28 protein-coding genes are annotated in these 26,997 nt (G+C 63.5%); 24 read left to right on the top strand and 4 right to left on the bottom strand.

Going from position 1 to position 26,997, the window contains the following annotated elements:
• The first annotated feature begins 9 nt into the window (after window positions 1-9).
• The 15 genes from nuoF to mtnK all read left to right on the top strand — a co-directional run bounded on the left by nuoF (window position 10) and on the right by mtnK (window position 15,972).
• Window positions 10-1,335, top strand: a complete 1,326-nt coding sequence (gene nuoF / locus XI06_RS25875; protein WP_237861895.1) for an NADH-quinone oxidoreductase subunit NuoF — start codon at window positions 10-12, stop codon at window positions 1,333-1,335.
• A gap of 5 nt (window positions 1,336-1,340) precedes the next feature.
• The gene (gene nuoG / locus XI06_RS25870; RefSeq protein WP_271606852.1) at window positions 1,341-3,416 is read left to right on the top strand and encodes an NADH-quinone oxidoreductase subunit NuoG; all 2,076 of its coding nucleotides are present in this window, start codon (window positions 1,341-1,343) and stop codon (window positions 3,414-3,416) included.
• A 6-nt stretch (window positions 3,417-3,422) separates the two neighbouring features.
• Window positions 3,423-4,490 carry an NADH-quinone oxidoreductase subunit NuoH gene (nuoH, locus tag XI06_RS25865; RefSeq protein WP_128961317.1) on the top strand — a complete coding sequence of 356 codons (1,068 nt, stop codon included), beginning with the start codon at window positions 3,423-3,425 and terminating at the stop codon, window positions 4,488-4,490.
• A 14-nt stretch (window positions 4,491-4,504) separates the two neighbouring features.
• Entirely contained in the window at window positions 4,505-4,993 is a 489-nt protein-coding gene (nuoI, locus tag XI06_RS25860) for an NADH-quinone oxidoreductase subunit NuoI (RefSeq protein WP_026232873.1), read from the top strand.
• Between the two features lie 9 nt (window positions 4,994-5,002).
• Window positions 5,003-5,641 (top strand): NADH-quinone oxidoreductase subunit J, encoded by a 639-nt coding sequence (locus tag XI06_RS25855; RefSeq protein ID WP_237861899.1) that lies wholly within the window; start codon window positions 5,003-5,005, stop codon window positions 5,639-5,641.
• Window positions 5,638-5,946, top strand: coding sequence for an NADH-quinone oxidoreductase subunit NuoK (gene nuoK / locus XI06_RS25850; protein WP_008547737.1), 309 nt, complete (start codon window positions 5,638-5,640; stop codon window positions 5,944-5,946). Before XI06_RS25855 ends, nuoK begins: the two co-directional genes overlap by 4 nt.
• Window positions 5,947-5,954: 8 nt before the next feature.
• Window positions 5,955-8,036 (top strand): NADH-quinone oxidoreductase subunit L, encoded by a 2,082-nt coding sequence (nuoL, locus tag XI06_RS25845; protein ID WP_237861901.1) that lies wholly within the window; start codon window positions 5,955-5,957, stop codon window positions 8,034-8,036.
• Window positions 8,037-9,545, top strand: a complete 1,509-nt coding sequence (locus XI06_RS25840) for an NADH-quinone oxidoreductase subunit M (RefSeq protein WP_237861902.1) — start codon at window positions 8,037-8,039, stop codon at window positions 9,543-9,545.
• A gap of 22 nt (window positions 9,546-9,567) precedes the next feature.
• Window positions 9,568-11,004, top strand: a complete 1,437-nt coding sequence (gene nuoN / locus XI06_RS25835) for an NADH-quinone oxidoreductase subunit NuoN (protein ID WP_237861904.1) — start codon at window positions 9,568-9,570, stop codon at window positions 11,002-11,004.
• A 1-nt stretch (window position 11,005) separates the two neighbouring features.
• A complete protein-coding gene (locus tag XI06_RS25830) occupies window positions 11,006-11,812 on the top strand; it encodes a biotin--[acetyl-CoA-carboxylase] ligase (protein ID WP_271606851.1) in 807 nt (268 codons plus the stop codon).
• The gene (locus XI06_RS25825) at window positions 11,812-13,482 is read left to right on the top strand and encodes a ribonuclease J (RefSeq protein WP_237861908.1); all 1,671 of its coding nucleotides are present in this window, start codon (window positions 11,812-11,814) and stop codon (window positions 13,480-13,482) included. Before XI06_RS25830 ends, XI06_RS25825 begins: the two co-directional genes overlap by 1 nt.
• Before the next feature lie 43 nt (window positions 13,483-13,525).
• Window positions 13,526-13,930: a methylmalonyl-CoA epimerase gene (gene mce / locus XI06_RS25820; protein ID WP_271606850.1), complete on the top strand. Its 405-nt coding sequence runs from the start codon at window positions 13,526-13,528 to the stop codon at window positions 13,928-13,930.
• A 9-nt stretch (window positions 13,931-13,939) separates the two neighbouring features.
• On the top strand, window positions 13,940-14,215 hold the full coding sequence (locus XI06_RS25815; protein ID WP_237861912.1) for a DUF1467 family protein: 276 nt from the start codon (window positions 13,940-13,942) through the stop codon (window positions 14,213-14,215).
• A gap of 33 nt (window positions 14,216-14,248) precedes the next feature.
• Window positions 14,249-14,596, top strand: coding sequence for a hypothetical protein (locus tag XI06_RS25810; protein WP_237861914.1), 348 nt, complete (start codon window positions 14,249-14,251; stop codon window positions 14,594-14,596).
• An 86-nt stretch (window positions 14,597-14,682) separates the two neighbouring features.
• Entirely contained in the window at window positions 14,683-15,972 is a 1,290-nt protein-coding gene (gene mtnK / locus XI06_RS25805) for an S-methyl-5-thioribose kinase (RefSeq protein WP_271606927.1), read from the top strand.
• 37 nt (window positions 15,973-16,009) lie between these two features.
• Here the strand turns inward: mtnK and XI06_RS25800 are convergent, their stop codons facing one another.
• Window positions 16,010-16,345: a hypothetical protein gene (locus XI06_RS25800; protein ID WP_271606849.1), complete on the bottom strand. Its 336-nt coding sequence runs from the start codon at window positions 16,343-16,345 to the stop codon at window positions 16,010-16,012.
• A gap of 259 nt (window positions 16,346-16,604) precedes the next feature.
• On the opposite strand from XI06_RS25800, the gene XI06_RS25795 reads away from it, so the two are divergent.
• From XI06_RS25795 to XI06_RS25770, 6 genes are all read left to right on the top strand, one after another.
• Window positions 16,605-18,191 carry an ABC transporter substrate-binding protein gene (locus tag XI06_RS25795; RefSeq protein WP_237862564.1) on the top strand — a complete coding sequence of 529 codons (1,587 nt, stop codon included), beginning with the start codon at window positions 16,605-16,607 and terminating at the stop codon, window positions 18,189-18,191.
• Between the two features lie 59 nt (window positions 18,192-18,250).
• Window positions 18,251-19,174 (top strand): ABC transporter permease, encoded by a 924-nt coding sequence (locus XI06_RS25790; protein WP_237862565.1) that lies wholly within the window; start codon window positions 18,251-18,253, stop codon window positions 19,172-19,174.
• Complete coding sequence (locus XI06_RS25785) at window positions 19,171-19,992, top strand: ABC transporter permease (protein WP_237861917.1); 822 nt, start codon at window positions 19,171-19,173, stop codon at window positions 19,990-19,992. Before XI06_RS25790 ends, XI06_RS25785 begins: the two co-directional genes overlap by 4 nt.
• Window positions 19,989-20,969, top strand: coding sequence for an ABC transporter ATP-binding protein (locus XI06_RS25780; RefSeq protein ID WP_237868774.1), 981 nt, complete (start codon window positions 19,989-19,991; stop codon window positions 20,967-20,969). Before XI06_RS25785 ends, XI06_RS25780 begins: the two co-directional genes overlap by 4 nt.
• The gene (locus XI06_RS25775) at window positions 20,962-21,993 is read left to right on the top strand and encodes an ABC transporter ATP-binding protein (RefSeq protein ID WP_237861921.1); all 1,032 of its coding nucleotides are present in this window, start codon (window positions 20,962-20,964) and stop codon (window positions 21,991-21,993) included. The genes XI06_RS25780 and XI06_RS25775 overlap by 8 nt, the downstream gene beginning before the upstream one ends.
• A gap of 251 nt (window positions 21,994-22,244) precedes the next feature.
• Entirely contained in the window at window positions 22,245-22,688 is a 444-nt protein-coding gene (locus XI06_RS25770; protein ID WP_237861923.1) for a CBS domain-containing protein, read from the top strand.
• Between the two features lie 101 nt (window positions 22,689-22,789).
• Here the strand turns inward: XI06_RS25770 and chrA are convergent, their stop codons facing one another.
• Window positions 22,790-24,028, bottom strand: a complete 1,239-nt coding sequence (gene chrA / locus XI06_RS25765) for a chromate efflux transporter (protein ID WP_271606848.1) — start codon at window positions 24,026-24,028, stop codon at window positions 22,790-22,792.
• An 85-nt stretch (window positions 24,029-24,113) separates the two neighbouring features.
• Between chrA and XI06_RS25760 the strand changes: the two genes are divergently transcribed.
• The 3 genes from XI06_RS25760 to XI06_RS25750 all read left to right on the top strand — a co-directional run bounded on the left by XI06_RS25760 (window position 24,114) and on the right by XI06_RS25750 (window position 25,981).
• Window positions 24,114-24,356 carry a hypothetical protein gene (locus XI06_RS25760; protein WP_237861927.1) on the top strand — a complete coding sequence of 81 codons (243 nt, stop codon included), beginning with the start codon at window positions 24,114-24,116 and terminating at the stop codon, window positions 24,354-24,356.
• Window positions 24,357-24,818: 462 nt separating this feature from the next.
• A complete protein-coding gene (locus tag XI06_RS25755) occupies window positions 24,819-25,739 on the top strand; it encodes a DUF6065 family protein (RefSeq protein WP_237861930.1) in 921 nt (306 codons plus the stop codon).
• Window positions 25,736-25,981 (top strand): hypothetical protein, encoded by a 246-nt coding sequence (locus XI06_RS25750; protein WP_237861932.1) that lies wholly within the window; start codon window positions 25,736-25,738, stop codon window positions 25,979-25,981. Before XI06_RS25755 ends, XI06_RS25750 begins: the two co-directional genes overlap by 4 nt.
• 42 nt (window positions 25,982-26,023) lie before the next feature.
• Here the strand turns inward: XI06_RS25750 and XI06_RS25745 are convergent, their stop codons facing one another.
• Both XI06_RS25745 and XI06_RS25740 read right to left on the bottom strand, forming a co-directional pair.
• On the bottom strand, window positions 26,024-26,368 hold the full coding sequence (locus XI06_RS25745; protein WP_271606847.1) for a serine hydrolase: 345 nt from the start codon (window positions 26,366-26,368) through the stop codon (window positions 26,024-26,026).
• Window positions 26,365-26,910: a hypothetical protein gene (locus XI06_RS25740; RefSeq protein ID WP_271606846.1), complete on the bottom strand. Its 546-nt coding sequence runs from the start codon at window positions 26,908-26,910 to the stop codon at window positions 26,365-26,367. The genes XI06_RS25745 and XI06_RS25740 overlap by 4 nt, the downstream gene beginning before the upstream one ends.
• Between the last annotated feature and the right edge of the window lie 87 nt (window positions 26,911-26,997).

The following is a 26,997-nucleotide window of genomic DNA, read 5'->3' as shown; positions in this document are numbered from 1 at the left end:
AGCACTGATATGCTCGAGGACAAGGATCGCATCTTCAAGAACCTCTACGGCCTCCATGATTGGGGGCTCGAGGGCGCGCGGCGCCGCGGCGCCTGGGATGGTACCAAGACTATCATCGACAAGGGCCGCGACTGGATCATCAACGAGATGAAGGCGTCGGGCCTGCGCGGCCGCGGCGGCGCCGGCTTCCCGACCGGTCTGAAGTGGTCCTTCATGCCGAAGGAATCCACCGACGGCCGTCCGAGCTATCTCGTCGTCAACGCCGACGAATCCGAGCCCGGCACCTGCAAGGATCGCGAGATCATGCGGCACGATCCGCATCTCCTGATCGAGGGCTGCCTGATCGCCAGCTGCGCGATGAACGCGCACACCTGCTACATCTATGTCCGCGGCGAATTCATCCGCGAGCGCGAGCACCTACAGGCCGCGATCGACCAGGCCTATGACGCCAAGCTCGTCGGCAAGGACAACGTCAACGGCTGGCCGTTCGACATCTACGTCGCGCACGGCGCCGGCGCCTATATCTGCGGCGAAGAGACCGCGCTGCTCGAAAGCCTCGAAGGCAAGAAGGGCCAGCCGCGCCTGAAGCCGCCGTTCCCGGCCAATGTCGGCCTATTCGGTTGCCCGACCACCGTGAACAACGTCGAGTCGATCGCGGTTGCCCCGGACATCCTGCGCCGCGGCGCCGCCTGGTTCGCCGGCATCGGCCGTCCGAACAATGTCGGCACGAAGCTGTTCTGCATCTCCGGCCATGTCGAGCGGCCGTGCAACGTCGAAGAAGCCATGGGCATTCCGTTCCGTGAGCTGATCGACAAGCATTGCGGCGGCATCCGTGGCGGCTGGGACAATCTCAAGGCCGTGATCCCCGGTGGCTCGTCGGTGCGCATGGTACCGGCCGAGCAGATCATCGACACGCCGATGGATTTCGACAGCCTGAGCAAGCTACGCTCGGGCCTCGGCACCGCGGCCGTGATCGTGATGGACAAGTCGACCGATTTGATCCGTGCCATCGCCCGCATCTCCTATTTCTACAAGCATGAAAGCTGCGGCCAGTGCACGCCGTGCCGCGAGGGCACGGGGTGGATGTGGCGCGTGCTCACCCGCATGGCCGAAGGCCGCGCCCACAAGCGCGAGATCGACATGCTGCTGGAAGTCACCAAGCAGGTCGAAGGACACACCATCTGCGCGCTCGGCGACGCGGCGGCGTGGCCGATCCAGGGCCTGATCGCGCATTTCCGTCATGAGATCGAAGCGCGTATCGACCAGTATTCGCACAAGGCCGACATCGACGATGCCGGCGTCCGCGATCCCGTGAACATGGTCGCGGCGGAGTAGAGAGAATGACCAAGCTCATCATCGACGGCAAAGAGATCGATGTCCCCGCCGACTACACGCTGCTTCAGGCGTGCGAGGCGGCCGGCGCAGAGATTCCGCGCTTCTGCTATCACGAGCGCCTGTCGATCGCCGGCAATTGCCGGATGTGCCTCGTCGAGGTGAAGGGCGGCCCCAAGCCGGTCGCATCCTGTGCCTGGGGCGTGCGTGATTGCCGTCCGGGCCCGAAGGGCGAGCCGCCGGAAATCTCGACGCGGTCGCCGATGGTGAAGAAGGCACGCGAAGGCGTGATGGAATTCCTCCTCATCAACCATCCGCTGGACTGCCCGATCTGCGATCAGGGCGGCGAGTGCGACCTCCAGGACCAGGCGATGGGCTATGGTGTCGACACCAGCCGCTTCGCCGAGAACAAGCGCGCGGTCGAGGACAAGTATCTCGGTGCGCTGGTCAAGACCTCGATGAACCGCTGCATCCAGTGCACGCGCTGCGTCCGCTTCTCGGCGGAAGTCGCCGGCGCCCCTGAGATGGGGGCGACGGGGCGCGGCGAGGACATGGAGATCACGACCTATCTCCAGCACGCACTGACGTCGGAGCTTCAAGGCAATCTCGTCGACATCTGCCCGGTCGGTGCGCTGACATCGAAGCCCTATGCATTCGCTGCGCGCCCCTGGGAGCTCGGCAAGACCCAGTCGATCGACGTGATGGACGGCATCGGCTCTGCGATCCGCGTCGACACGCGCGGCCGTGAAGTCATGCGCGTGCTGCCGCGCATCAACGAGGCCGTGAACGAGGAGTGGATCTCCGACAAGACCCGCCACATCGTCGACGGCCTGCGCACCCAGCGCCTCGACCGGCCCTATATCCGCGAAGCTGGCAAGCTGCGCGCAGCGAGCTGGCCGGAAGCCTTCGCGGCGATCGCCTCCAAGGCGGCGCGAACCGACGGCAAGCGCATTGGCGCGATCGCCGGCGATCTCTCCGGCGTCGAAGAAATGTTCGCGGTGAAGGATCTGCTGGCAAAATTCGGCTCGGCCAATCTGGCGGTGCAGGGCGGCGACGCCTTCGATCCCGCGCTCGGCCGCGGCTCCTACATCTTCAACCCGACGCTCGCAGGCGTCGAGCAGGCGGATGCGCTTCTCATCATCGGCGCAAATCCGCGGAAAGAGGCGGCCGTATTCAACGCCCGCATCCGCAAGCGTTGGCGCGCCGGCGGCTTCAAGGTCGGTGTGATCGGCGCCAAGGCCGATCTCACTTACGACTATGATCATCTCGGCGCAGGCACCGAGACGCTCGGCGAGCTCGCCTCCGGCAAGCACTCCTTCATGGACGTGCTGAAGAACGCCAAGAATCCCGTCATCCTGATCGGCGCAGGCGCAGCCTCGCGCCACGACGGCGCTGCCATTCTCGCCGCCGCCGCCAAGCTCGCGCTCGACGTCGGCGCGGTGAAGGACGGCTGGAACGGCTTTGGCGTGCTGCACGAGACCGCTTCGCGCGTCGGCGCACTCGACATCGGCTTTGTTGCAGGTCAGGGCGGCCTGAACGCCGCGCAGATGACGACTTTCGGCACGCTGGATCTGCTGTTCCTGCTCGGCGCGGACGAGATCAAGGCGCCTGATGGCACTTTCGTTGTCTACATCGGCACCCATGGCGACCGCGGCGCGCACCGCGCCGACGTGATCCTGCCGGCGGCCGCCTATACCGAGAAATCAGCGATCTACGTCAACACCGAAGGCCGCGTGCAGATGACCGGCCGTGCCGCGTTCCCGCCGGGCGAAGCCCGGGAGGACTGGGCGATCATCCGCGCGCTCTCGGAAGCGCTTGGCAAGAAGCTCGGCTACGACTCGCTTGCCGCGCTGCGCCAGGCGATGTTCAAGGCCGTGCCGCATCTGATCCGTCTCGACCAGATCGAGGCCGGCTCCGCCGACCAGATCAAGAAGCTGGCGGGGAAGGGCGGCTCGTCCGAGAAGGCGCCGTTCAAGGCCGTCATCGAGGACTTCTATTTGACCAACCCAATCGCGCGTGCGTCCGCCGTGATGGCGGAATGCTCGCGGCTTGCCTCCGGGCAGATGCTGACCGCAGCGGAGTGAGCTAGAATGGAATTCTTCGAAAGCGCATTCTGGACCGGCTTCCTCTGGCCGCTGATCATCATGATCGCGGAGAGCGTGCTGGTGCTCGTCGTCCTCCTGGTCGCGATCGCCTACATCCTGCTCGCCGACCGCAAGATCTGGGCGGCGGTGCAGATCCGCCGCGGCCCGAACGTGGTCGGGCCCTGGGGCCTGTTCCAGTCCTTCGCCGACCTGCTCAAATTCGTGCTGAAGGAGCCGATCATTCCGGCCGGCGCCAACAAGGGCGTGTTTCTCCTTGCTCCCTTGGTCTCCTGCGTGCTCGCGCTGGCGGCCTGGGCGGTGATCCCGACCAATCTCGGCTGGGTGATCTCCGACATCAATGTCGGCATCCTCTTCATCTTCGCGATCTCGTCGCTGTCGATCTACGGCATCATCATGGCCGGCTGGTCGTCGAACTCGAAATACCCGTTCCTGGCCGCGCTGCGCTCGGCGGCGCAGATGGTGTCCTACGAGGTCTCGATCGGCTTCGTCATCATCACGGTGCTGCTCTGCGCCGGCACGCTGAACCTCTCGGCCGTGGTCGAGGCCCAGCATGTCCGCGGTCTTGCCAGCCTGATCGGGCTGCCGCAGCTGACGATCCTGAACTGGTACGTCTGGCCGCTGTTCCCGATGTTCGTGGTGTTCTACGTCTCGGCGCTGGCGGAAACCAACCGTCCGCCCTTCGACCTTGTCGAAGCTGAATCCGAGCTCGTCGCCGGCTTCATGGTCGAATACGGCTCGACGCCGTATTTGCTGTTCATGCTCGGTGAGTACGTCGCGATCGTCACGATGTGCGCGATGGCCACGATCCTGTTCCTCGGAGGCTGGCTGCCGCCGGTGGACCTGCCGCCCTTCAATTGGGTGCCGGGGATCATCTGGTTCTCGCTGAAGCTGTTCTTCATGTTCTTCCTGTTCGCGATGGCAAAGGCGATCGTGCCGCGCTACCGCTATGACCAACTGATGCGTCTCGGCTGGAAGGTGTTCCTGCCGCTGTCGCTGGCGATGGTGGTCGTGGTGGCCGGCGTGCTGCAGTTCGCCGGCATCGCGCCGAAGTGAGGGCCGTCATGGGTATCAACATCAACGCCACTGCACGCTCGCTTCTGCTGTCGGAATTCGTCTCGGCGTTTTTCCTCGCCATGCGCTATTTCTTCCAGCCGAAGCCGACGCTGAACTACCCGTTCGAGAAGGGCCCGATCTCGCCGCGTTTCCGTGGTGAGCACGCGCTGCGCCGCTATCCGAACGGCGAAGAGCGTTGCATCGCCTGCAAGCTCTGCGAAGCGGTCTGCCCGGCGCAGGCCATCACCATCGAGGCCGGTCCGCGCCGCAACGACGGCACCCGCCGCACCGTGCGGTACGACATCGACATGGTGAAGTGCATCTATTGCGGCCTCTGCCAGGAGGCCTGTCCGGTCGACGCCATCGTCGAAGGTCCGAACTTCGAGTTCGCGACCGAGACCCGCGAGGAACTGTTCTATGACAAGGCCAAGCTGCTCGCCAACGGCGACCGTTGGGAACGCGAGATCGCGAAAGCGATCGAGCTCGACGCGCCGTACCGGTGAGATGAGAGCATGATCCTTCCCGCGCTCTTCTTCTATCTCTTCGCCGCCGTCTGCGTCGCCTCGGCCGTGATGGTGATTGTCTCGCGCAATCCCGTGCACTCCGTGCTGTACCTGATCCTGGCCTTCGTCAACGCCTCGGGCCTGTTCGTGCTGATGGGCGCCGAATTTCTCGGCATGATGCTGATCGTCGTCTATGTCGGCGCGGTCGCGGTGCTGTTCCTGTTCGTGATCATGATGCTCGATGTCGACTTCCTCGAGCTGCGCGAAGGCTTCATCCAATACCTGCCGGTCGGCGTCGTGATCGGCGGCATCTTCCTGTTCGAGCTGCTCCTGACCGTCGGCGCCTGGGTCATCAACCCGACCGTGAGCAAGACCATCACGGCGCCGATCCCGAGCAACGTCTCGAACACCGAGGCGCTCGGCCTGGTGCTCTATACGAAGTACATCCACTACTTCCAGCTCGCGGGCATGGTGCTGCTGGTCGCCATGATCGGCGCCATCGTGCTGACGCTGCGCCACAAGGCGAGCGTGAAGCGGCAGGACATCAACGTTCAGAACGCACGCACGCCCGACATGGCGATGGCGATGCGCAAGGTGGCGCCGGGGCAGGGGCTCTCGGACGCGGATGCTGCGGAGTGGGTGAAATGACGATCGGGCTCGGACATTATCTGGCGGTCGGCGCGATCCTGTTCACGCTCGGCATCCTCGGTATCTTCCTGAACCGCAAGAACATCATCGTCATCCTGATGTCGATCGAGCTGATCCTGCTCTCGGTCAACATCAACCTGGTGGCATTCTCGACCTTCCTCGGCGACATCGTCGGTCAGGTCTTCGCGCTGCTGGTCTTGACCGTTGCGGCCGCCGAAGCCGCGATCGGTCTTGCCATCCTGGTGGTCTATTTCCGCAACCGCGGCTCGATCGCGGTTGAGGACGTCAATCTGATGAAGGGCTGAGCTCTCAAATGGTCCAGGCAATTGTCTTTCTGCCGCTGCTGGGCGCCATTCTGGCCGGCCTGATCGCGCTCGTTGGCGCGCATGGCCGCAACCCCTCGGGCGACGAGGTCGAGCATCACGGCGATCACGGCCATGGCGATGCGCATGCCTCAGTCGCTCATGACGACCATGGTCACGACGACCACGCCCATGACGACCACGGCCACGGTCCGGTTGAACCGGCAGCCGCCGGCTCGCGCGGTGCCGAGCTGATCACCACGGCGCTGCTGTTTGTCTCGGCGGCGCTGTCCTGGATGACGCTGGTGGATGTCGGCTTCAACGGCCACGACGTCAGGTATCAGCTGCTGCCCTGGATCTTCTCTGGCGACCTCGAGGTCTGGTGGAGCTTGCGCGTCGACACGCTCACCGCCGTGATGCTGGTGGTGGTGACGACCGTGTCGTCGCTCGTGCACCTCTATTCCATCGGCTACATGGACGAGGATCCGAACCGACCGCGCTTCTTCGGATATCTCAGCCTGTTCACCTTCGCCATGCTGATGCTGGTGACGGCTGACAATTTGGTGCAGCTGTTCTTCGGCTGGGAAGGCGTGGGCCTGGCGAGCTATCTCCTGATCGGCTTCTGGTACCAGAAGCCGTCGGCGAACGCCGCCGCCATCAAGGCCTTCGTGGTCAACCGCGTCGGCGATTTCGGCTTCGCGCTCGGCATCTTCGCGATCTTCATGCTGACGAACTCGACCGATTTCGAGACCATCTTCCACGCCGCGCCCGGCCTGACCGGCAAGACCATCAACTTCCTCGGCTGGCATGCCGATGCGCTGACCCTCACGTGCCTCCTGTTGTTCATGGGCGCGATGGGCAAGTCGGCGCAGTTCCTGCTGCACACCTGGCTGCCGGACGCGATGGAAGGCCCGACCCCGGTGTCGGCGCTGATCCATGCCGCGACCATGGTCACCGCCGGCGTGTTCATGGTGGCGCGCCTGTCGCCGCTGTTCGAGCTCGCTCCGAATGCCCAGGCCGTCGTGATGTTCTTCGGCGCCACCACCGCGTTCTTCGCGGCGACCATCGGTCTCGTCCAGAACGACATCAAGCGCATCGTCGCCTACTCGACCTGTTCGCAGCTCGGCTACATGTTCGTGGCGATGGGGGCAGGGGCCTATTCGGTCGGCATGTTCCATTTGTTCACGCACGCCTTCTTCAAGGCGCTGCTGTTCCTAGGCTCCGGCTCGGTGATCTACGCGATGCACCACGAGCAGGACATCCGCAACATGGGCGGTCTCTGGAAGAAGATCCCGTACACGTTCGCGGTGATGACCGTCGGCACGCTGGCGCTGACCGGCTTCCCGCTGTTCGCCGGCTACTTCTCCAAGGACGCGATCATCGAGGCGGCCTATGCCTCGCATAACCCGTTCTCGACCTACGCCTACCTGCTGACGATCGTGGCCGCCGGCCTGACCTCGTTCTATTCCTGGCGTCTGGTGTTCAAGACCTTCTTCGGCGAACCCCACGACCAGGAGCATTACGAAGCCGCACATGAGAGCCCGATCTGGATGCTGATCCCGATCGGCGTGCTGGCGGTCGGTTCGGTCCTTGCCGGCTTCCCGTTCAAGGAACTGTTCACCGGACCGCACGGCGTGGAGGAATTCTTCCGCGAGTCCGTGAAGATGAACCCGCATATCCTCGAGGATATGGAGCACATGCCGCATCTCTTGGGCTGGCTGCCCTTCGTGATGATGGTGGGCGGCTTCCTGGTGTCCTATACGTTCTACATCCGCAAGCCCTACCTGCCGGTCGAGCTCGCGAACACGCAGCCGATGCTCTACAAGTTCCTGCTCAACAAATGGTACTTCGATGAGCTCTACGACCTCATCTTCGTCCGTCCGGCGAAGTGGATCGGCTACCAGCTCTGGAAGAAGGGCGACGGGTTCATCATCGACGGCTTCGGCCCCGACGGCGTCTCGGCCCGTGTGCTGGATGTCACCCGCAACGTCGTGAAGATCCAGACCGGCTATCTCTATCACTACGCATTCGCCATGCTGATCGGCGCCGCTGGCCTGATCACCTGGTTCATGTTCGGCTTTGGAGGCCAGTAAATGACAACCTGGCCCATCCTTTCGGTCACGACGTTCCTGCCGCTGGTCGGCGCGCTGATCGTTTACCTGAGCCGCGGCGATGACGAGGCTAGCAGGCGCAATTCGCGCTGGATCGCACTGTGGACCACGATCATCACCTTTGCCGTGTCGGTGATCCTGGTGATGCGCTTCGACCCCTCGAATGCCGACTTCCAGTTCGTCGAGAAGTCGGCCTGGCTCGCCACCGGCATCACCTACCACATGGGCGTCGACGGCATCTCATTGCCGCTGGTGATCCTGACCACCGCGATCATGCCGTTCTGCATCATCGCGAGCTGGAAGGCGATCACCAACCGCGTTCGCGAATATATGATGGCGTTTCTGATCCTGGAAACGCTGATGATCGGCACCTTCTCGGCGCTCGATCTCGTGCTGTTCTACCTGTTCTTCGAAGGCGGCCTGATCCCGATGTTCCTGATCATCGGCGTCTGGGGCGGTCCGCGCCGGGTCTACGCGTCGTTCAAGTTTTTCCTCTACACGCTGCTCGGCTCGGTCTTGATGCTGCTCGCCATCATGGCGCTGTACTGGAACGGCGGCACCACCGACATCCCGACCCTGATGCACACGGCCGTGCCGCGGTCGTTGCAGACCTGGGCGTGGCTGGCCTTCTTCGCCTCCTTCGCGGTGAAGATGCCGATGTGGCCGGTGCACACCTGGCTTCCTGATGCGCACGTCGAGGCGCCGACCGCGGGCTCCGTGGTGCTCGCCGCGATCCTGCTGAAGATGGGCGGCTACGGCTTCTTGCGCTTCTCGCTGCCGATGTTCCCGCTGGCCTCGCACGACTTCGCGCCGCTGATCTTCACCATGTCCGCGATTGCCATCATCTACACCTCGCTGGTGGCCTTGATGCAGGAGGATATGAAGAAGCTGATCGCGTACTCGTCGGTTGCGCACATGGGCTTCGTCACCATGGGCATCTTCGCCGGCACCATGCAGGGTGTGGCCGGCGGCATGTTCCAAATGATCTCGCACGGCATCGTCTCCGGCGCGCTGTTCCTTTGCGTCGGCGTCGTTTACGACCGCCTGCACACCCGCGAGATCGCGGCCTATGGCGGCCTCGTCAACCGGATGCCGCTCTACGCGCTGACCTTCATGATCTTCACCATGGCCAATGTCGGTCTGCCCGGCACATCAGGCTTCGTCGGCGAGTTCATGACATTGCTCGGCACCTTCAAGGTCTCGATCCCGACCGCGTTCTTCGCCACTTTCGGCGTGATCCTGTCGGCTGCTTACGCGCTGTGGCTTTACCGCAAGGTCGTGTTCGGGACGCTGGTCAAGCCGACGCTGATGAGCATGAAGGATCTCACCTTGCGGGAATGCGTGATTCTGTTCCCGATGATCGCGCTGACGATCCTGTTCGGCGTCTATCCGAAACCGGTGCTCGACATGTCGGCCGCCTCGGTCCAGCAACTCGTCAATAATTACAACACCGCTGTGACGGCCGTGAAGGCCGCCGCACTGCTCCAGTGATCGGGCAGGTCAGGATATCGCCATGAGCATTACGACTGCAGGTTATCAACTGGCGCCGGTGCTGCCCGAGCTCGTGCTCGCGATCGGTGCCATGGCGCTTCTGATGCTCGGCGCTTATCGCGGGCAGGGGACCACGAGCACGGTCACGACGCTGGCGGTGCTGCTGCTGATCCTGGTCGGCGTGCTCGAATACATGCTGCCCGCAGGCAAGCAGGTCACCTTCGGCGGCAGCTTCATCGTCGACGACTTTGCCCGCTTCATGAAGATCCTGGCGCTGATCGGCTCGGCGGTGACGCTGATCCTGTCGACCGAGTTCCTGGCCGACGCGTCGCGCCGCATCTTCGAATACGCCATTCTGGTGCTGCTCTCGACGCTCGGCATGATGGTGCTGATCTCGGCCGGCGATCTGATCACGCTCTATCTCGGCCTCGAACTAATGTCGCTCGCGCTCTATGTCGTGGCGGCATCGAACCGCGACAACGCCAAGTCCACCGAAGCCGGCTTGAAGTATTTCGTGCTGGGCGCGCTGTCCTCGGGCATGCTGCTGTACGGCTCCTCGCTGGTTTACGGCTTCACTGGGACCGTCAGCTTCACCGGCATCGCAACGGCCGCGACCGCCGCGAATGTCGGCCTGGTGTTCGGCCTGGTGTTCCTGCTCGCCGGCCTCTGCTTCAAGGTCTCGGCCGTGCCGTTCCACATGTGGACGCCTGACGTGTACGAGGGCGCGCCGACGCCGGTCACCGCCTTCTTCGCCTCGGCGCCGAAGGTCGCCGCGCTCGCGGTCTTCACGCGCGTCACGCTGACCGCATTCCCGGGCATCGTCTCGCAGTGGCAGCAGATCCTGGTGTTCGTGGCGATCGCCTCAATGGCGCTGGGCTCGTTCGCCGCGATCGGCCAGAGCAACATCAAGCGCCTGATGGCGTATTCCTCGATCGGCCATATGGGCTTCGCGCTGGTCGGCCTCGCCTCGGGCACGGTCGAGGGCGCGCAGGGCGTGCTGATGTACATCGTGATCTATGTCGCGATGACGCTCGGTTCGTTCTCGATCATCCTCGCCATGAAGCGCAACGGCCAGGCCGTTGAGCAGATCAGCGACTTCGCCGGTCTCTCCCGCACCAACCCGCTGCTCGCCTTCATGTTCGCGATGCTGCTGTTCTCGCTCGCAGGCATTCCGCCGCTCGCCGGCTTTTTCGCCAAATGGTACGTGTTCGTCGCCGCCATCAAGGCGAATTTGTTCACGCTCGCCGTGATCGGCGTGCTCTCCAGCGTCGTGGGCGCCTACTACTATCTCACCATCGTCAAGACGATGTACTTTGATGAGCCGGCCGGCCAGGTCGATCCTGTCAGGTTCGAGGTGAAGTCGGTGCTGGCGGTCGCGGGCCTGTTCAACATCCTGTTCGCCCTGTTCGCGGGCCCGGTGGTGAGCGTCGCCTCCGCCGCAGCAAAATCGCTGTTCTAGGATGGGATTCGCGCTCGGTTCTCGCGCGTCAGCGGCAGGCTACAAGCTCGCCGCCCTTGAGCGGACCGGCTCGACCAATGCTGACGCCATCGAAGCGGCCCGCGCCGGCGAGCGCGGCCCGATCTGGTTCGTCACATCAGAGCAGACGGCCGGTCGCGGCCGTCGCCAGCGCCCCTGGATCGCGCCCAAGGGCAATCTCGCCGCCAGCGTCCTCGAAGTCCTGGACGTCTCCCCAGCCGTCGGGGCCACGATCGGCTTCGCCGCCGGACTGGCCGAGGAGGCCGCCTTGGAGAGGGTCAGCCTCGAGGCTGCGCTACGGCTCGGGGAAGGCAGGCCCCGCTACACCTTGAAATGGCCGAACGACGTCCTCGCCAACGGCAAGAAGCTGGTCGGCATTGGCCTGGAGGCCGAAATCGTCGGCGATCGCCTGGCCATCGTGGTCGGCATCGGCACCAACATCGTGGCGGCCCCCGAGGGCACGCCGACGCCGGCGGTGTCGCTCGCGGCCCTCGGCGTCCAGATCAGCGCGGAGGAGCTGTTCTCGGCGCTCTCGGACGCCTGGGTCGAATTCCGCGGCATTTGGGACAATGGCCGAGGCTTTGCCGAGATCCGTAAGCTGTGGCTGGAGCGTGCCGCCCGCCTGGGCGAGCCGATCGCGATCCATACGGGAACCACGGTCTTGGAAGGCATCTTCGATACGATCGACGACACCGGCTGCCTGATCGTCCGCACCGCGGAGGGCCGCCTTGTGCCCGTGGCGGCGGGCGAAGTGTTCTTCGGCCCGGCCCGTTCGGTGGGAGCTGCGTGATGGCAAGGCCTGACGAACTGGTGTTTGCGCCGCTCGGCGGTGTCGGCGAGATCGGCATGAACCTGTCGATCTACGGCCTCGGCAACCGTCACCAGCGGTCTTGGCTCGCGGTCGATCTCGGCGTCTCCTTCGGCGACGAGGAGCATCTGCCCGGCATCGACCTGATCATGCCGGACATCTCCTTCCTTGAGAAGGAACGCAAGAACCTGATGGGCCTGGTGCTGACGCACGCCCATGAGGACCATTTCGGCGCCATCATCGACCTCTGGCCGAAGCTGAAATGTCCGATCTATGCGACGCAGTTCAGCGCGGCGCTGTTCGAGGCCAAATGCGCCGCCGAGCGCAACGCGCCCGTCATCCCCGTCACCGTGGTCCCGTCAGGTGGCCGCATCGACGTCGGCCCGTTCAACATCGAGTTCATTCCGGTTGCGCATTCGATTCCGGAAGCGCATGCGCTGGCGATCCACACCGATGCCGGAGTGGTGCTCCACACCGGCGACTGGAAGATCGACCCGACCCCGACGCTCGGACGTCCGACCGATGAGAAGCGGCTGCGTGAGCTCGGCGAGGAGGGCGTGCTCGCCTTGATCGGGGATTCCACCAATGCCGTGCGCGACGGCCGTTCACCGTCGGAAGCCGAGGTCGCGCGTACGATCATTGATCTCGTCAAGTCGGCCAAGGGCCGCGTCGCGGTCACGACCTTCGCTTCCAACGTCGCGCGTATCAAGGCGGTCGCCGATGCCGCGAAGGCCGCCGATCGCGAGGTCGTCGTGGTCGGCCGCGCCATGGAGCGCGTGGTGCAGGTGGCGCGCGAGACCGGCTATCTCGACGGCGTGCAGAACTTCCGCTCGCCCGAGGTCTACGGTCATCTGCCGCAGGACAAGGTGCTGGCGCTGTGCACCGGCAGCCAGGGCGAACCCCGCGCGGCGCTCGCCCGCATCGCCAATGACGACCACCCTGAGATCACGCTCAACCGCGGCGACAGCGTGATCTTCTCCTCGCGCACCATCCCGGGCAACGAGAAGGCGGTCGGCTCGATCATCAACAATCTGGTGCTGCAGGGCGTCGAGGTCCTCACCGACCGCGACCATCTGGTCCATGTCTCGGGCCATCCGCGCCGCGACGAGCTGCGCGACATGATCTCCTGGGTGAAGCCGCAGCTGCTGATCCCCGTCCACGGCGAAGCGCTGCATTTGAACGAGCACGCCAAGCTCGCGCGCGCCGCCGGCGTGCCGCGAGTCCTCGTCATTCGTAACGGCGACCTGGTCAAGCTCGGCCCCGGCGATCCCGGCGTGGTCGGCGAGGTGCCGTCGGGCCGGCTCTACAAGGACGGCTCCATCCTTGAGGATTCCAAGTCCCGTGCGGTGGTCGAGCGCCGCCGCATGGCGTTCTCCGGCTGCGCCTTCGTCGCCATCGCCATGACCGCGCAGGGCGAGCTTGCCGACGAGCCCGAGGTCGATCTGGTCGGGATCCCCGACAAGAACCGGGCCGGCGAGCCGCTCGACGACATCGTCTTCGATGCCGTGATGTCCACGGTCGAGGGCCTGCCAAAGGCGCGCCGGCGGGATCCGGATGCGCTGGCGGAATCGGTGCGACGCGCCGTCCGGGCCGTCATCAACGAACATTGGGGTAAAAAGCCCCCCTGTCTGGTCCACGTCCTGACAGTGTAGGTTGGGCGTGGTCTTTTGGATCATGCCCTGAGGGAGAAGAGATATGCTGGGTCGCCTCAATCACGTCGCGATCGCGACCAAGGACGCCGCCAAGGCCGCCAGGATCTACGGCGCGGCGTTCGGCGCCCAGATCTCCGAGGCCGTGCCGCTGCCCGAGCATGGCGTCATCACCGTGTTCGCGACGCTGCCCAACACCAAGATCGAGTTCATCGAGCCGCTCGGCGAAGCCTCCCCGATCGCAAAATTCGTCGAGCGCAATCCTGATGGCGGCATCCACCATGTTTGCTACGAGGTCGTCGACATCATCGCCTCGCGCGACACGCTGGTGAAGGAGGGCGCGCGGGTGCTCGGCGACGGCGTGCCGAAGATCGGCGCCCACGGCAAGCCGGTGCTGTTTCTGCATCCGAAGGATTTTTCCGGCGCGCTGGTCGAAATCGAGCAGGCGTAAGACCGGATCATGGCCATCCAGATCTCAACCGCGCTCGCGATCTACTTCGTCATCTGGTGGATCTCCTTGTTTTTGACGCTGCCGTTCGGCGTTCGCAGCCAGCACGAGGACGGCGTCGGCGCACCCGGCACAGACCCCGGCGCGCCTGTGCTGACGGGCATGAAGCGTAAGCTGATCTGGACCACGATCATCTCCGCGATCATCTATGGCCTCGGCGTTGCCGCCTATCACGCCGGCTATCTCTCGCTCGAGCGTCTCTCGAGATTGATGGGCATGCCGTTTTAGTTTTTTCCGTTGCGTCTGGTTTTGGGGGAGCAAATGACTTTTCAGAGGATCGTCGTCGCGCTTCTGGTGCTTGTGGTCGCCGGTCTCGGGGCAATCGGCTATTTCGAGTGGAAGATGGCTGTGCAGGTGCGAACGCTCAAGGCGTTCGTCGAGGGCTATGTCTTTAACGAAGCCGTGATGGCCTGCGAGCAGGCCAAGAGCTCGACGCCGTTCAAATGGAATGGCGGCAAAAGCACCTCGGTGATCGGCCTGAACTCGGTCAAGCTGGATAAATACACCGTTAGCGCCAGCTACACGCTGGTGGCGGACAGCGTTTATTGTGATTACGATCCCATCAAAAGAAAGGCCGAGATCGGCTCGAGCTTCCTGGAGCGGGAGTAACGATCCGGCGCCTACCAAGCATGATCCGGAAAAGTGTGAAGCGGTTTTCCGAGAAGATCATGCTCAAGCAATTGGACAGGATCGTCATGACCGGGAGCCGGACGGGGGACTATCGGATCTTGCAGGAAGCGGCCTTGCGGGACTATCTCGCAGGCCTGCCTGACATCAAGAAGCTGCTCGGCGGCGAGCCGGCCGTCTGGTCCATTACCGAGGTCGGCGACGGCAATCTCAACCTCGTCTTCATCGTGAAGGGCGCGAGCGGCGGCATCGCCGTGAAGCAGGCGCTGCCTTACGTCCGCCTCGTCGGCGAGAGCTGGCCGCTGCCGCTGTCGCGGGCCCATTACGAATATCTCGCGCTGTCCCGGCAGGCCCGGCTGGCGCCCGGCCTCGTGCCGGCCCTGCTGCACCACAACGAGACGCTCGCGCTCACCGTGATGGAGCTGCTCGAGCCCCACATCATCATGCGCAAAGGGCTGATCGCGGGCACGCGCTATCCGCGCTTCGTCGACGACATCACGACGTTCATGGCGAGGACGCTGTTTTTCACCTCCGATCTCGCGCTCATCGCTGCCGAGAAGAAGGAAGCCATCGCGTCCTTTGCCGGCAACCATGCGCTCTGCAAGATCACCGAGGATCTGATCTTCACGGATCCCTACCGCATCGCCGAGCAGAACCGCTGGACCGCGCCTTATCTCGATGGCCTCGCCGCATCCTTGCGCGAGGACATGGAGCTGCATGTCGCGATCAGCAGGTTGAAGCTGAAATTCATGTCGAGCCCGGAAGCGCTGCTGCATGGCGATCTCCACACCGGCTCGATCATGGTGACGGCGTCGGAGACGCGGGTGATCGATCCGGAATTCGCCTTCTTCGGTCCGATGGGGTTCGATGTCGGCGCGGTGCTGGCCAATCTGCTGATGGCTTATTTCGCGTCCGCCGGCCACGAGCGCGCGGCGGGCGAGCGGCGCGAATTCGAGACTTGGTTGCTGGAGACGGTCGAGCAGGTCTGGAGCGAGTTTGCGCGAAGATTCCTCGACCTCTGGCGATCGGAGGCGAGCGGCGATGCCTATCCCGTCTCGCTCTTTGCCGGCGAGAAGGGCGCGATGCGCCTCGAGGCCGAGCGGCAGGCCTACATGCAGCGTCTGTTCATCGACACCGTCGGTTTTGCCGCGGCCAAAACCATCCGTCGCATCTTCGGCCTTGCCCACAACATCGATTTCGAGCTGATCGAGGATCCCAGAAAGCGGGCGATCAGCGAAGCCCGCGCCATCAGGCTGGCCCGCGGGATGATGGTGGAGGCGGCGGCATTTCGGACGATCGCCGACGTCACCGGAGCTGCGCGGAAATTGCGGGAGTGGCAGCCGGAATTGTCAGGTTAAAGCCGTCGCAATGACGGGGCGAGACGGTCGCAGAACGCTAATAAAGATGCACTGGCAGCAAGACGCCGTGCGTCTCGACGAGCAGACCCCAGGTCTCGTTGGCCGCGACCTCAAACTCCCGGCTGCGCGCCGCACTGCCGTCCACCGCGTTGCAGATCAGACGCTTGCCGAGAAAATTGGGGGAGCAACGGCCCCTGATCGTCCACCAGATATCGGCAACTTCCCCGTTTGACCGCGAGATGTGGGACCAGCCGGCCTCGATGCCGTCAGCGGCTCCGTCCCTGTCAGGGGCCGGTGTGACGGGGATCGCCATCGCAGCGATCGCGGCGACCAGAATGCCGGCGAGCAGGACAGCTGGCGTTCGACGATTCATTTTTTCCGCAATCCCTGGCGCTTAGACAACGATCGTCAGCTTGGTCGCGGCGATCCCGAAAAATGTTCACCGCCCTGGTTGCTCGATGACGCACTGCGTCATCAGGCGGGCTTGCGTCACGTGGGAATGCAACCCCGCGAGGTCTTCATGCCTGCCTCAGGAACCGGCATCAGCTGCCATCAAAACGAAGCTTGCATTCCACGGGCGACGGATGATCAAATCCCTGATCGAAATACCTGCGTTGATGGGGGACCACATGATGTTCAGGATGAGCGTGATCGTCGCGGGGATGGCACTGGCGCTTGCCGGATCAGCGGAGGCCCAGACCCCACGCAAGGGCGGAACCATCCGCATGACCGCGCCCTATGGTTCGAGCTTCACCAGCCTCGACATTCACACCACCCAGCGTGCCCAGGACGAGATCTACGCCAAGGCGCTGCATCGCTCGCTCTACACCTGGGACTCCGCGGAAGGAAAGCCGGTTCCCGAGCTCGCAAAGGAGGTCGTCGTCTCGGGCGGCGGTCTCGTTCAAACCTTCAAGCTCCGCGACGACGCCTATTTCCACAACGGTCGCAAGATGACGGCCGACGACATCATCTGGACCTTCAACCGCATCATGGACGGCACCAAGGCCTATCCCGGCGCGCGTTATGTCCGCATCATCGAGGGGGCGGCCGCAGTCGAGAAGGGGCAGGCCAAGGAGATCTCCGGCCTGAAGAAGATCGACGACTTCACCCTCGAGATGAAGCTGACCGAGAAGGTCGATCCCGGCTTCTATTTCTTCACCGCGCTGACCTCGATCTATCCCGCCGACGAGGGCGCCAAGGACAGCTTCATCCAGCATCCGATCGGTCTTGGACCGTTCAAGTTCGTCGAGCACGTGCCGGGTTCGCGCATCGTTCTGGAGCGGTGGGACAAGTTCTACAAGCCCGGCAAGCCCTACGCCGACAAGGTCGTCGTCTCGATCATGGGCGAGGCCGCGGCGCGCGACGTCGCCTTCCGCAACAAGGAAATCGATACCTCGGTGCTCGGGCCGGCGCAGTATGTCGCCTATCAGGCTGATCCCAACCTCAAGGGCACCATCGTCGAGGTCGCCGAGGTCTTCACGCGCTACATGGGGATGAACCCCGCGTTCAAGCCGTTCTCCGACAAGCGTGTCCGGCAGGCGATCAACTACGCGATCGACAGCGACCTGATCATCAACAAGCTGGTCAAGAACAAGGCCTATCGTGCCACCAGCTGGCTGCCGCTGACTTCGCCGGCCTACGACAAGACGATGAAGCCGTATCCCTACGATCCGGCCAAGGCCAAGCAGCTGCTCACCGAGGCCGGCTATCCCCAGGGCTTCGAATTCGAATGGACCACCAGCCAGAATGAAAGCTGGGGCCTGCCGATCGTCTCGGCCGTCATCCCGATGCTGGACAAGGTCGGCATCAAGGTGAAGGTCAAGCAGGTCGAGACCGCGGTGCTTGCGGAGGTGGTGCGCACCGGCGACTACCAGGCCTTCATCTATTCCCAGCAGAGCGGACCGGATCCGCTGGCTGCGCTCAAATGCTTCCACTCGTCGACGCCGCAGCCGGCCTGCAATTACATGAATTTCAGGAATCCCGACTTCGACAAGATCCTCGACGAGGCGGGACAGACCGACGACACCGCCAAGCGCAACCAACTGCTGCAAAAGGCCAATGCGTTCCTCTACGAGGAAGCGCCGGTCTGGTTCTTCAACTACAACAAGGCGGTCATGGCCGTGCAGCCCTGGCTCCACGGCATTCAGCAGAACCCGACGGAGCTGACCCATCAGAACACCGAGGAGCTATGGGTGGACGACACTTCGCCCGCGAAATGACACGCGTTCTCGTGCTCCCTCCATCGCCATGAGCGGTGGAGGGACGGAAGAAAGTGCCGATGCTCTCCTTCCTGATCCGTCGTCTGCTGCAAACCATTCCGACCGTGCTCGCCGTGGTGCTGCTGGTCTTCGTGCTGTTCAGCGTCGTTCCCGGCAGCATTGCCTCGACCATCAGCGACGACGTCGATCCCCAGGTCGAGCTGCGCCTGAAACAGCAGCTCGGCCTCAACGATCCCATCTATGTGCGGTTTGGCAATTACATCGGCAAGCTCGCGATCGGTGATTTCGGGACGTCGTTTCGGACCCGCGAGCCTGTCACGAGCATGATCGCCAAGCGGGCCTGGCCGACGCTGCAGCTGATCTTCACGGCCATGGCGTTTTCCGTCTTGCTCGGCGTGCCGCTTGGCTTCGTCGCCGCTTTGCGGCCGGGCGGCCTTGTCGACAGTGCGGCGATGATCGTCGCGGTGACGGGGCTGTCCATTGCCAAGTTCTGGCTCGGATTGGTGATCATGTACGTCTTTGCGCTGAAGCTCGGCTGGCTGCCGAGTTTCGGCTACGGCGATGGCGGCCTGAAACATCTGCTGCTGCCGGCCTTGACCCTCGGCGTCTCGCCGATGGCCCTGTTTGCGCGGACGACGCGCGCTGCGGTCCTCGAGATCATGACGGCCGATTTCGTCCGCACCGCGCGCTCCAAGGGCATGAGCGAGACCAGGGTGGTGAAGTGGCATGTGATGCGCAACGCGCTCGTCATCATCCTCACCACCGTCGGCCTGCAATTCGGCGGCCTGATGGGGCAGGCGGTCGTCGTCGAAAAACTGTTTTCCTGGCCGGGCATCGGCTCGCTGCTGGTCGACAGTGTCCTGCAGCGCGACATTCCAGCCGTGCAGGGCTCCATTCTCGTGGTGGTGCTGGCCTTTCTCGCGATCAATCTGCTGGTCGATTTGCTCTACGGCGTGATCGATCCGAGGATCAGATACGCATGAAGCTCCGCGCCAATCTCATCATCGGTGGCACGTTGTTCGCGCTCGCGATCGTGGTCGGCGTGCTGGCCCCATGGCTGGCGCACACCGATCCCGTCATGGATGCCAACCTCATGAACGCGGAAGAGCCGCCGAGCTGGACCTGGTGGTTCGGCACCGACGACCAGGGCCGCGACATCTATTCCCGCGTCGTCTATGGCGCGCGCGTCTCGCTGACGGTCGGCATCGTCTCGCAGCTCATCAACAGCGTCATCGGCGTGGCGCTGGGCCTCAGCGCCGGCTATTGGGGCGGCTGGTGGGACGATGTCGTCAACGCCCTGACCAATGTCATGCTCGCGATCCCCTCGCTGATCTTCGCGCTTGCCATCATGGCAGTGCTGGGACCGGGCCTGACCAGCCTCCTGATCGCGCTTGGCCTCACCAACTGGTCCTTCACCTGCCGGATCGCCCGCGCCTCGGCACTCTCGCTGCGGAGCCAGGGCTATGTGCAGGCCGCCACCGTGCTCGGCTATGGCGATTTGCGCATCATGATCACGCAGCTGCTGCCGAACATGCTGGGACCGATCGTCGTCATCGGCACGCTCGGCATGGGCAGCGCGGTGCTCTCGGAGGCGGCCTTGTCGTTCCTCGGCCTCGGCGTCCGTCCACCGTTTCCGAGCTGGGGCAGCATGCTGTCGGATGCCCGCGACCAGATTACGACGGCACCGTGGCTCTCGTTATTTCCGGGCCTTGCCATCTTCCTGACGGTGCTCGGCCTCAATCTGCTCGGCGACGGCCTGCGCGACATTCTCGATCCCCACTCGCGGAGCCGGCGGACATGACGGGCGCGCCGCTGATCGAAGTCGAGGACCTCCGTATCGATCTCGACAGTGGATCCGGGCGCGTTGCCGCGGCCGAGGGCATCTCGTTCCGCATCGATCGCGGCGAGACTTTTGGTCTCGTGGGCGAATCCGGCTGCGGCAAGAGCATCACGGCGCTCGCTCTGATCGGCCTGTTGCGGCCGCCGCTGTCGATCGGGGCCGGCGTCATCAGGTTTGACGGTCGGGAGATCCAGCATCTGTCTGCGGCCGCCCAGCGCGACCTGCGCGGCAACAGGATCGCCATGATCTTCCAGGAGCCGATGACGGCGCTGAACCCGGTCTCGCCGGTGGGGCGGCAGATCGCCGAGATGTTCGTGCTGCACAAGGGCAAGAGCTGGCGTGAGGCCAACAAACTCGCGGTCGAGGCGCTGGCTGATGTCCGCGTGACCGCGCCGGAGCGGCGCGTGAACGATTACCCGCACCAGCTTTCCGGCGGCATGCGCCAGCGCGTGATGATCGCGATCGCGCTCGCCTGCGGCCCGGATCTGCTGATCGCGGACGAGCCGACCACCGCGCTCGATGTCACCGTGCAGGCCGAAATCATCGAGCTGATGCGCAATCTCTGCGCCGAGCGCGGCACGGCGATCCTGATGATCAGCCACGATCTCGGCCTTGTTGCCAATGTCTGCCGCCGCGTCGCCGTCATGTATGCCGGCCGCATCGTCGAGGAGCGCGGCTCTGCCGATATTTTCCGCGCGCCTTCGCATCCCTATACCCAGGGCCTGGTCGACTCGCTGCCGCGGCTGGGCAGCCGCGCAGCGCTTGGCCGGAGCAGACTCAAGGAGATCGCGGGCGTCGTCCCGGCTATCACCAGTTTCCCTGACGGCTGCCGCTTCAACCCGCGCTGCGCCCATGCGACCGACATTTGCAGGAGCGTCGTGCCGACGGCGGATTTCCTGGAGGCTGGCGGCCTGGTGAGGTGTCACCACCATGCATGAGCCGCCAGGGAAGGTGGACAACGATCTCATTCTCAGCGTCGAGGATCTCGCGGTTCATTTTCCCGTTGGCGGCGGCCTGTTGGGCCGCAACCGGCGAGTGCTCCGCGCCGTTGATGGTGTCGATCTCAAGCTCAAGCGCGGCGAATGCCTCGGCCTCGTCGGCGAGTCCGGATCGGGCAAGTCGACGGTGGCCTTGTCGATCCTGGGCCTGCTGGCGCCGACACGCGGCCGCATCGTGCTGGACGGGCAGGTGGTGACATCAAGGCCATCAGGCGATCGCAAGGCGCTCGCCCGCATTGTGCAGATGGTCTTCCAGGATCCTTACGCCTCGCTCAATCCGCGCCAGACCGTGCGCCGCACGCTGGAAGATCCCCTGCGCGTGCATGGCGTGACCGCAAGAAGCGAGATCGAGGACCGCGTCGCGACCATGCTGCGGCATGTCGGCCTGCGGCCCGAACAGGCCGACCGCTACCCGCATGAATTCTCCGGCGGCCAGCGCCAGCGCATCGGCATTGCGCGCGCGCTGATCCTCAACCCCAAGATCGTCATCTGCGACGAGCCGGTATCGGCTCTCGACGTCTCGATCCGCGCCCAGATCATCAATCTGCTGCTGGAATTGAAGGACACGCTCGGTCTGTCCTACATCATGATCAGCCACGATCTCGGCGTCGTCGAGCACATGAGCGACCGCGTCGCCGTGATGTATCTCGGCCGCATTGTCGAAAACGGCGACTGGCGTGAAATTTTCGAGCGGCCGGCGCATCCCTATACGCGGGCACTGATATCAGCGATCCCCGATCCCCTGCACCATGCGCCATTGGCGACGACCGGCGGCGATTTGCCCAATCCGCTCAATCCGCCCAACGGATGCGCCTTCAGTCCGCGGTGTCGGTACGCGGAAGACGTGTGCCGCCATGAGCCGGGGCCGGCGCTGGAGACGCGGCCCGATGGGCATGCGGTAAGGTGCTGGCGAGCTGAGGAGATTGCCGGACGCATGGCACTCGCGTCCACTGAGGGCGGATAGTCCTGGACACGCTGACGAACCGGCTGACCGGCTTCGTCCGCTGGCCCGGCGAGGCGCGTGACCATGCGCGCAGCAACCAGGTGTCGGGCGGTCTGAGCGTCACGTTCTGAACGCGTTTGGCGTAGCGCCCTGGCGCTTTTGCGGTCGCAAGCTTCGCCGGCGATATCGGCGCGGTGCTGACGAGGCCAGATATTTCGACTATCCTTCAGTCTGGATCATCAAAGGCGGGCAGGGCCCACGAGGGGAGATCGATGAGCACAGTAAAAAGCGCTCTGGCTCAGAAGCGTGGCGCCCTGATCCATGTTCGTTCCAGCGACATGGTCGTCGAAGCCCTGCGCCAGATGCGCGACAACAAAGTGCGCTCGGTGCTGGTCATGGACGACGACGTCCTTGTCGGTATCGTGACCCAGGGTGACTGCGCCATCAAAGTGCTGCTGCCCGGGCTCGACGCGAAGCAGACGCCGGTGAGCCAGGTGATGACGGGCAACCCCGTCACGGTCAAGCCGGATGATCCACTGGAGGGCTGCATGGCAATGATGGCTCAGCGCGGTTTTCGCCATCTGCCGGTGCTCGACGCGGGCAAGGTCGTGGGCGTGATCTCGGTCGGAGACGTCGTCAAGAACATCATCCGGGATTTGGAGCACAACGTAGACGACCTGATGGGCTACATTATGAAGGACGGCCCCGGGGGCTAATAGACGAACCGAGCGGTGCCCATAGTCCATGACAACCGATTGCTGGGGCGCCCTGAGAGAACGTCATTGAAGTCCGATAACGCCGCTCTGCGGACCAGACCTCAAATCAGCGCCATCGCAGTTCCTGCAGCGGCGCTGAAGGCGACCACGACCAGGGGAGGGGCGCGCCAGGCGACCAGCAGGACGAAGCCGACAAGGGCGATGCCGAAATCCCGTGGCGAATGCACGGTGGTGGTCCAGACCGGATTGTAGAGCGCCGCACCGAGCACGCCGACCACCGCGGCGTTGACGCCGCGCATCATGGCCTGGGCGCCTGCGCGCTTCCGGAACGAATCCCAGAACGGCAAGGCACCGAGCAGGACGAGGATCCCCGGCAGGAAGATGCCGACAAGGCCGAGCACCGCCCCGGCCACGCCATGCGGTTCCGGAGAGACCACCGCGCCGAGATACGCCGCAAAAGTGAAGAGCGGGCCCGGCACCGCCTGGGCTGCGCCGTAGCCGGCGAGGAAGGCATCGTCGGTCAACCAGCCCGGCGTGACGAAAGCTTCCCGGAGGAGCGGCAACACGACATGGCCGCCGCCGAACACGAGCGCGCCGGAGCGATAGAAGGCGTCGAACAGGGCGATGCCCGTCGAGCCGGTCAGGGCCTGGAGCGCAGGGAGACCTGCCAGAAGAACGAAGAATATCCCGAGGGTGACAAACCCTGCGGTACGTGACACCGGCATCTTCACATGCCCGGACGAGGCTTGCGCATCGCTACGGCACAGCCACAGACCGGCGAGCCCGCCAAGGACGATCGCGCCGATCTGGGCGATCGAAGCGGTACTGAACAGGATGATCAGTGCCGCCACGACGGCGATCGACGCACGCTCGCGATCCGGGCAGAGGTTGCGCGCCATGCCCCAGACGGCCTGCGCCACGATGGCGACCGCGGTGAGCTTCAGTCCGTGCAGCAGGCCGGCGCCGACCGGTCCGCCCAGCGCGCCGGCACCATAGGCGAACAGGACGAGGATAGCGGCCGACGGCAGGGTGAAGCCGGTCCAGGCGGCGAGCGCGCCGGGATAGCCGGCGCGCGTCAAGCCGATCGAGAAGCCGACCTGGCTGCTGGCCGGGCCAGGCAGGAACTGGCACAGCGCGACCAGATCGGCGTAAGCGTGCTCGTCGATCCACTTTCGCCGCACGACGAACTCGTCACGAAAGTAGCCGATGTGAGCGATCGGGCCGCCGAAGCAGGTCAGACCCAGCTTGAGGAAGATGCGCAGGACTTCCAGCGGCGAGCCTGCCGGGGATGCTTGACCGGCTGAGATGCCGGTCGATGGATTGAGCTTGCTCGTGGGCATTGAACCTCATGCGCCTTACCGGATCCTCGTAATTGGAACGAGGTTTCGGGTCGGAGGCGCCACATTAGCAGCGAGGAGAGCGGCCATGGCAAGTGCGGCAGATCGCGATCCCCGACACCATGCGCAGAAGATGCAGAAGGCCTCGCACGATATAAGGAACCATCTGCGCGAAGACGTCTCAAACGAGTACGACGCGATGGCCGAGGACTTCGAGAAGAAAGAGCATGAATTGTTCGGCGAAGACGGCTTCGAGAAGATGGCCGCGCGCGTCGCTCAGCTGGAGCAGCAGATGGGCATTCACGACCTGAACCAATTCACACCGCGCTGACGCTGGGTATGGATATTCAACCTGCGCTCGCCATCAGGTCGGTCCAGCAAGCGTCGTCCTTTCCCGATCACCCCGAGGTGGCCGCTCTTCGGTAAGTCTCGAAGTGCCGCATCTCGTGCAAAACATCGATGTCGAGTTGATCCGGAACGCGCAAGCGCACGATCGACGAGCCGCGGCTGGTGCAGGTGGATGAAGCTCACGACATCGATGTCGTCCGACACCGTGAGTGTAACACAAGATTGCCTGCGAATCGTATATAGTATCTGAGCATGCATGCTTCCCGGAGATGCTGCTGAATTCAGGCGTGAAACATTCCTAAATCCAGGAGCATCTCGCTCCGATAGGAGGTCCGCATGAAGTTGGGTGTGAAGGTCGAAAAGACTTTACCGAAGAACATTCGTGATCGGGACAATGTCAATATCGGTGGTATGGCGCCCGTGTTCACGGCGGTGAAGTAGCCTTTTGTTCGACGAGATGGGGCCGGCATCGCTTGCCCCATTTCCCGTAAAGCTGCTGGTATATTCGAAAGCAAGTGGAGTGGCCGTATCCCTCGCCCGTCTTTCGTCGCGGTGGGCGAAGCGGTGCGTCTGCTCATGTGCGGCGAAGCGAATACCTGATGGGTCGGGAGGTCTGCCAGTGTCTCTCATCACATTTCATGAGCTCGTCTACAATCATCGTTCGCCGGTTCGCGCGTCCAAGACGGCGGGCGACCAGCTTCCCGCCGGGCATCATCGTTGCGAACCGGTGCGAGCTGCATCGGGCCTCGGATGGTATGTTTTCCTGCCGATCTCGTTCAAGCTTCTGTGGTCGGGTCGCAAAACCCTGATCAGCCTCGACGACGGCAAGACCTGGAATAAACTGGACGCTATCCAGTATCCGGACTTCGAGCCGATGTTTCAGAGCCGCGCGCCAGAGTCTGCGAAATTCTCTTCACCCTGGATGTGCGGCATGACCCAGTTTTATGGGATCATGCAGATATGGCCGGGGTACCTGATCAAGACGGCGCCGGGCTATAGCCTGATGGTGCGCGCTCCCGTCAACGTCGTGCCGGATGATGCCTATCACATCATGGAGGGCATCGTTGAGACCGACCGCTGGTTCGGTCCGCTGTTTACCAATATCAGGCTGATCGACACCGGCATTCCTGTCGACTTTCGCGCCGATCAACCGTTCCTTCAGTTGATCCCAATTCACCGCGCCGAATATGCCGATGAGAAGCTGAACAATTTCACGGTGCATACGGGTTTCGATGGATTGACGGCCGAGGACTGGCAGGCATTCAAGCGCACGATTGTTGAGCCCGGCATGAACCCGATCGGGCGGCGGCAAGGGGCTTATGCAGTGGCGGCGCGCAAACGCCGCGCCGGGGAGCAGCGGTTATGACCAGGCAGGATTTCGTCACTTACATGCCGTGGGGCATGTCTTTGATGACCATGTACGGATATTGGGTCATCGGCAACAGGAGCTGGTGGTCGTGGTATGTGCCGCTTCTCACTCAGGCACTCTGGTTCATCTGGATCGCGATCTCCGGAAATCTCGGCTTTCTTCCGGCAGCCGTATTCCTGACGGCAATTGCAACGCGCAACCTGTTCAAATGGCGGCGTGAGTTGCTTCAGCCTGCCTGAACATCACGTGGCGGGACGTCTCGCAGAGCCATTCCGCCTGCGTCAATTGGCGGGAGCCATAATTTGCCGAACGAGGTCGAGAAGCGTCGTGGAGTGAATTCCTTGCTGGCGTTCATTCAATTCAACGACCTGAACGGCGACGAGACGCTTCTCCGGAACGATCACGATCAACTGTCCTCCGTAGCCGGACGCAAAGATTGCGCCGCGTCCCCACGCGCCGGCATCGAGAGTCCACCATAGATAGCCATAGCCGCGGTGTTTTCGATCGGTCTCTGAATAGGCCTTCGTCGACTCCGCCGTCCACTGCGACGGAACGACGGAAGCGTCATTCCATCGCCCCTTGTTGAGGAACAGCAATCCAAAGCGTGCAAGATCCCACGCGCTCATGCTGAACACATAGGCGCGATATCGCGACGAACCGTCTCCAACGAAAGTCCCGTCATGGGCCGTGAAATCCTGCATCCCGATGGGACGCGCGATGATGGGGCGGTGTCGTCGATTCTCAATTGTTCGAGCGTGCTTTCGAGCTTGATCTGACCGCGCTCGATGGCGATGCCGTAGAGAGCACTCAGGAAGCTCTTTCGAACGGAGCGAACATTGACCTTGCGGGCGATGTCGCCCGAGGTTGCGACCACGAGTCCGTCCTGCACGACCATGATTGCAGTCGGCTTGTATTTTCGCGCGTAGCTCTCGATAGCGCCTTGAACTGGCGACACCCGCGCCGCCTGCTTGGAATCCAGAGACTGCCATTCAGATCCGAGCTCGGCACTTGCCCACCCCGACCAGAACGGCAAGGTCGCGAGCAGCACAAGATACCCCATGACAATGGCCTCGCTCTGAGGGTGGTGCAGGATCGGAGAGGGAGGAGAGGAACCGGGGGTCGCTTCACCAACCCGGGCACGCACCCCGGGCCGGGTGCTCGCCGCCATGATGACATCCTACTCCTGTTTTGCCCGACGCGTCAAACTGGAGTTCGGAAATATCGCAATGTGCTCCGCGCCGAATTCCCCAATGAA

Source organism: Bradyrhizobium sp. CCBAU 11434 (assembly GCF_028128895.1).
Lineage (GTDB): Bacteria > Pseudomonadota > Alphaproteobacteria > Rhizobiales > Xanthobacteraceae > Bradyrhizobium > Bradyrhizobium zhengyangense.
Note: the sequence above shows the minus strand (reverse complement) of the source record. Positions and strands in the feature narration are given on the sequence as shown.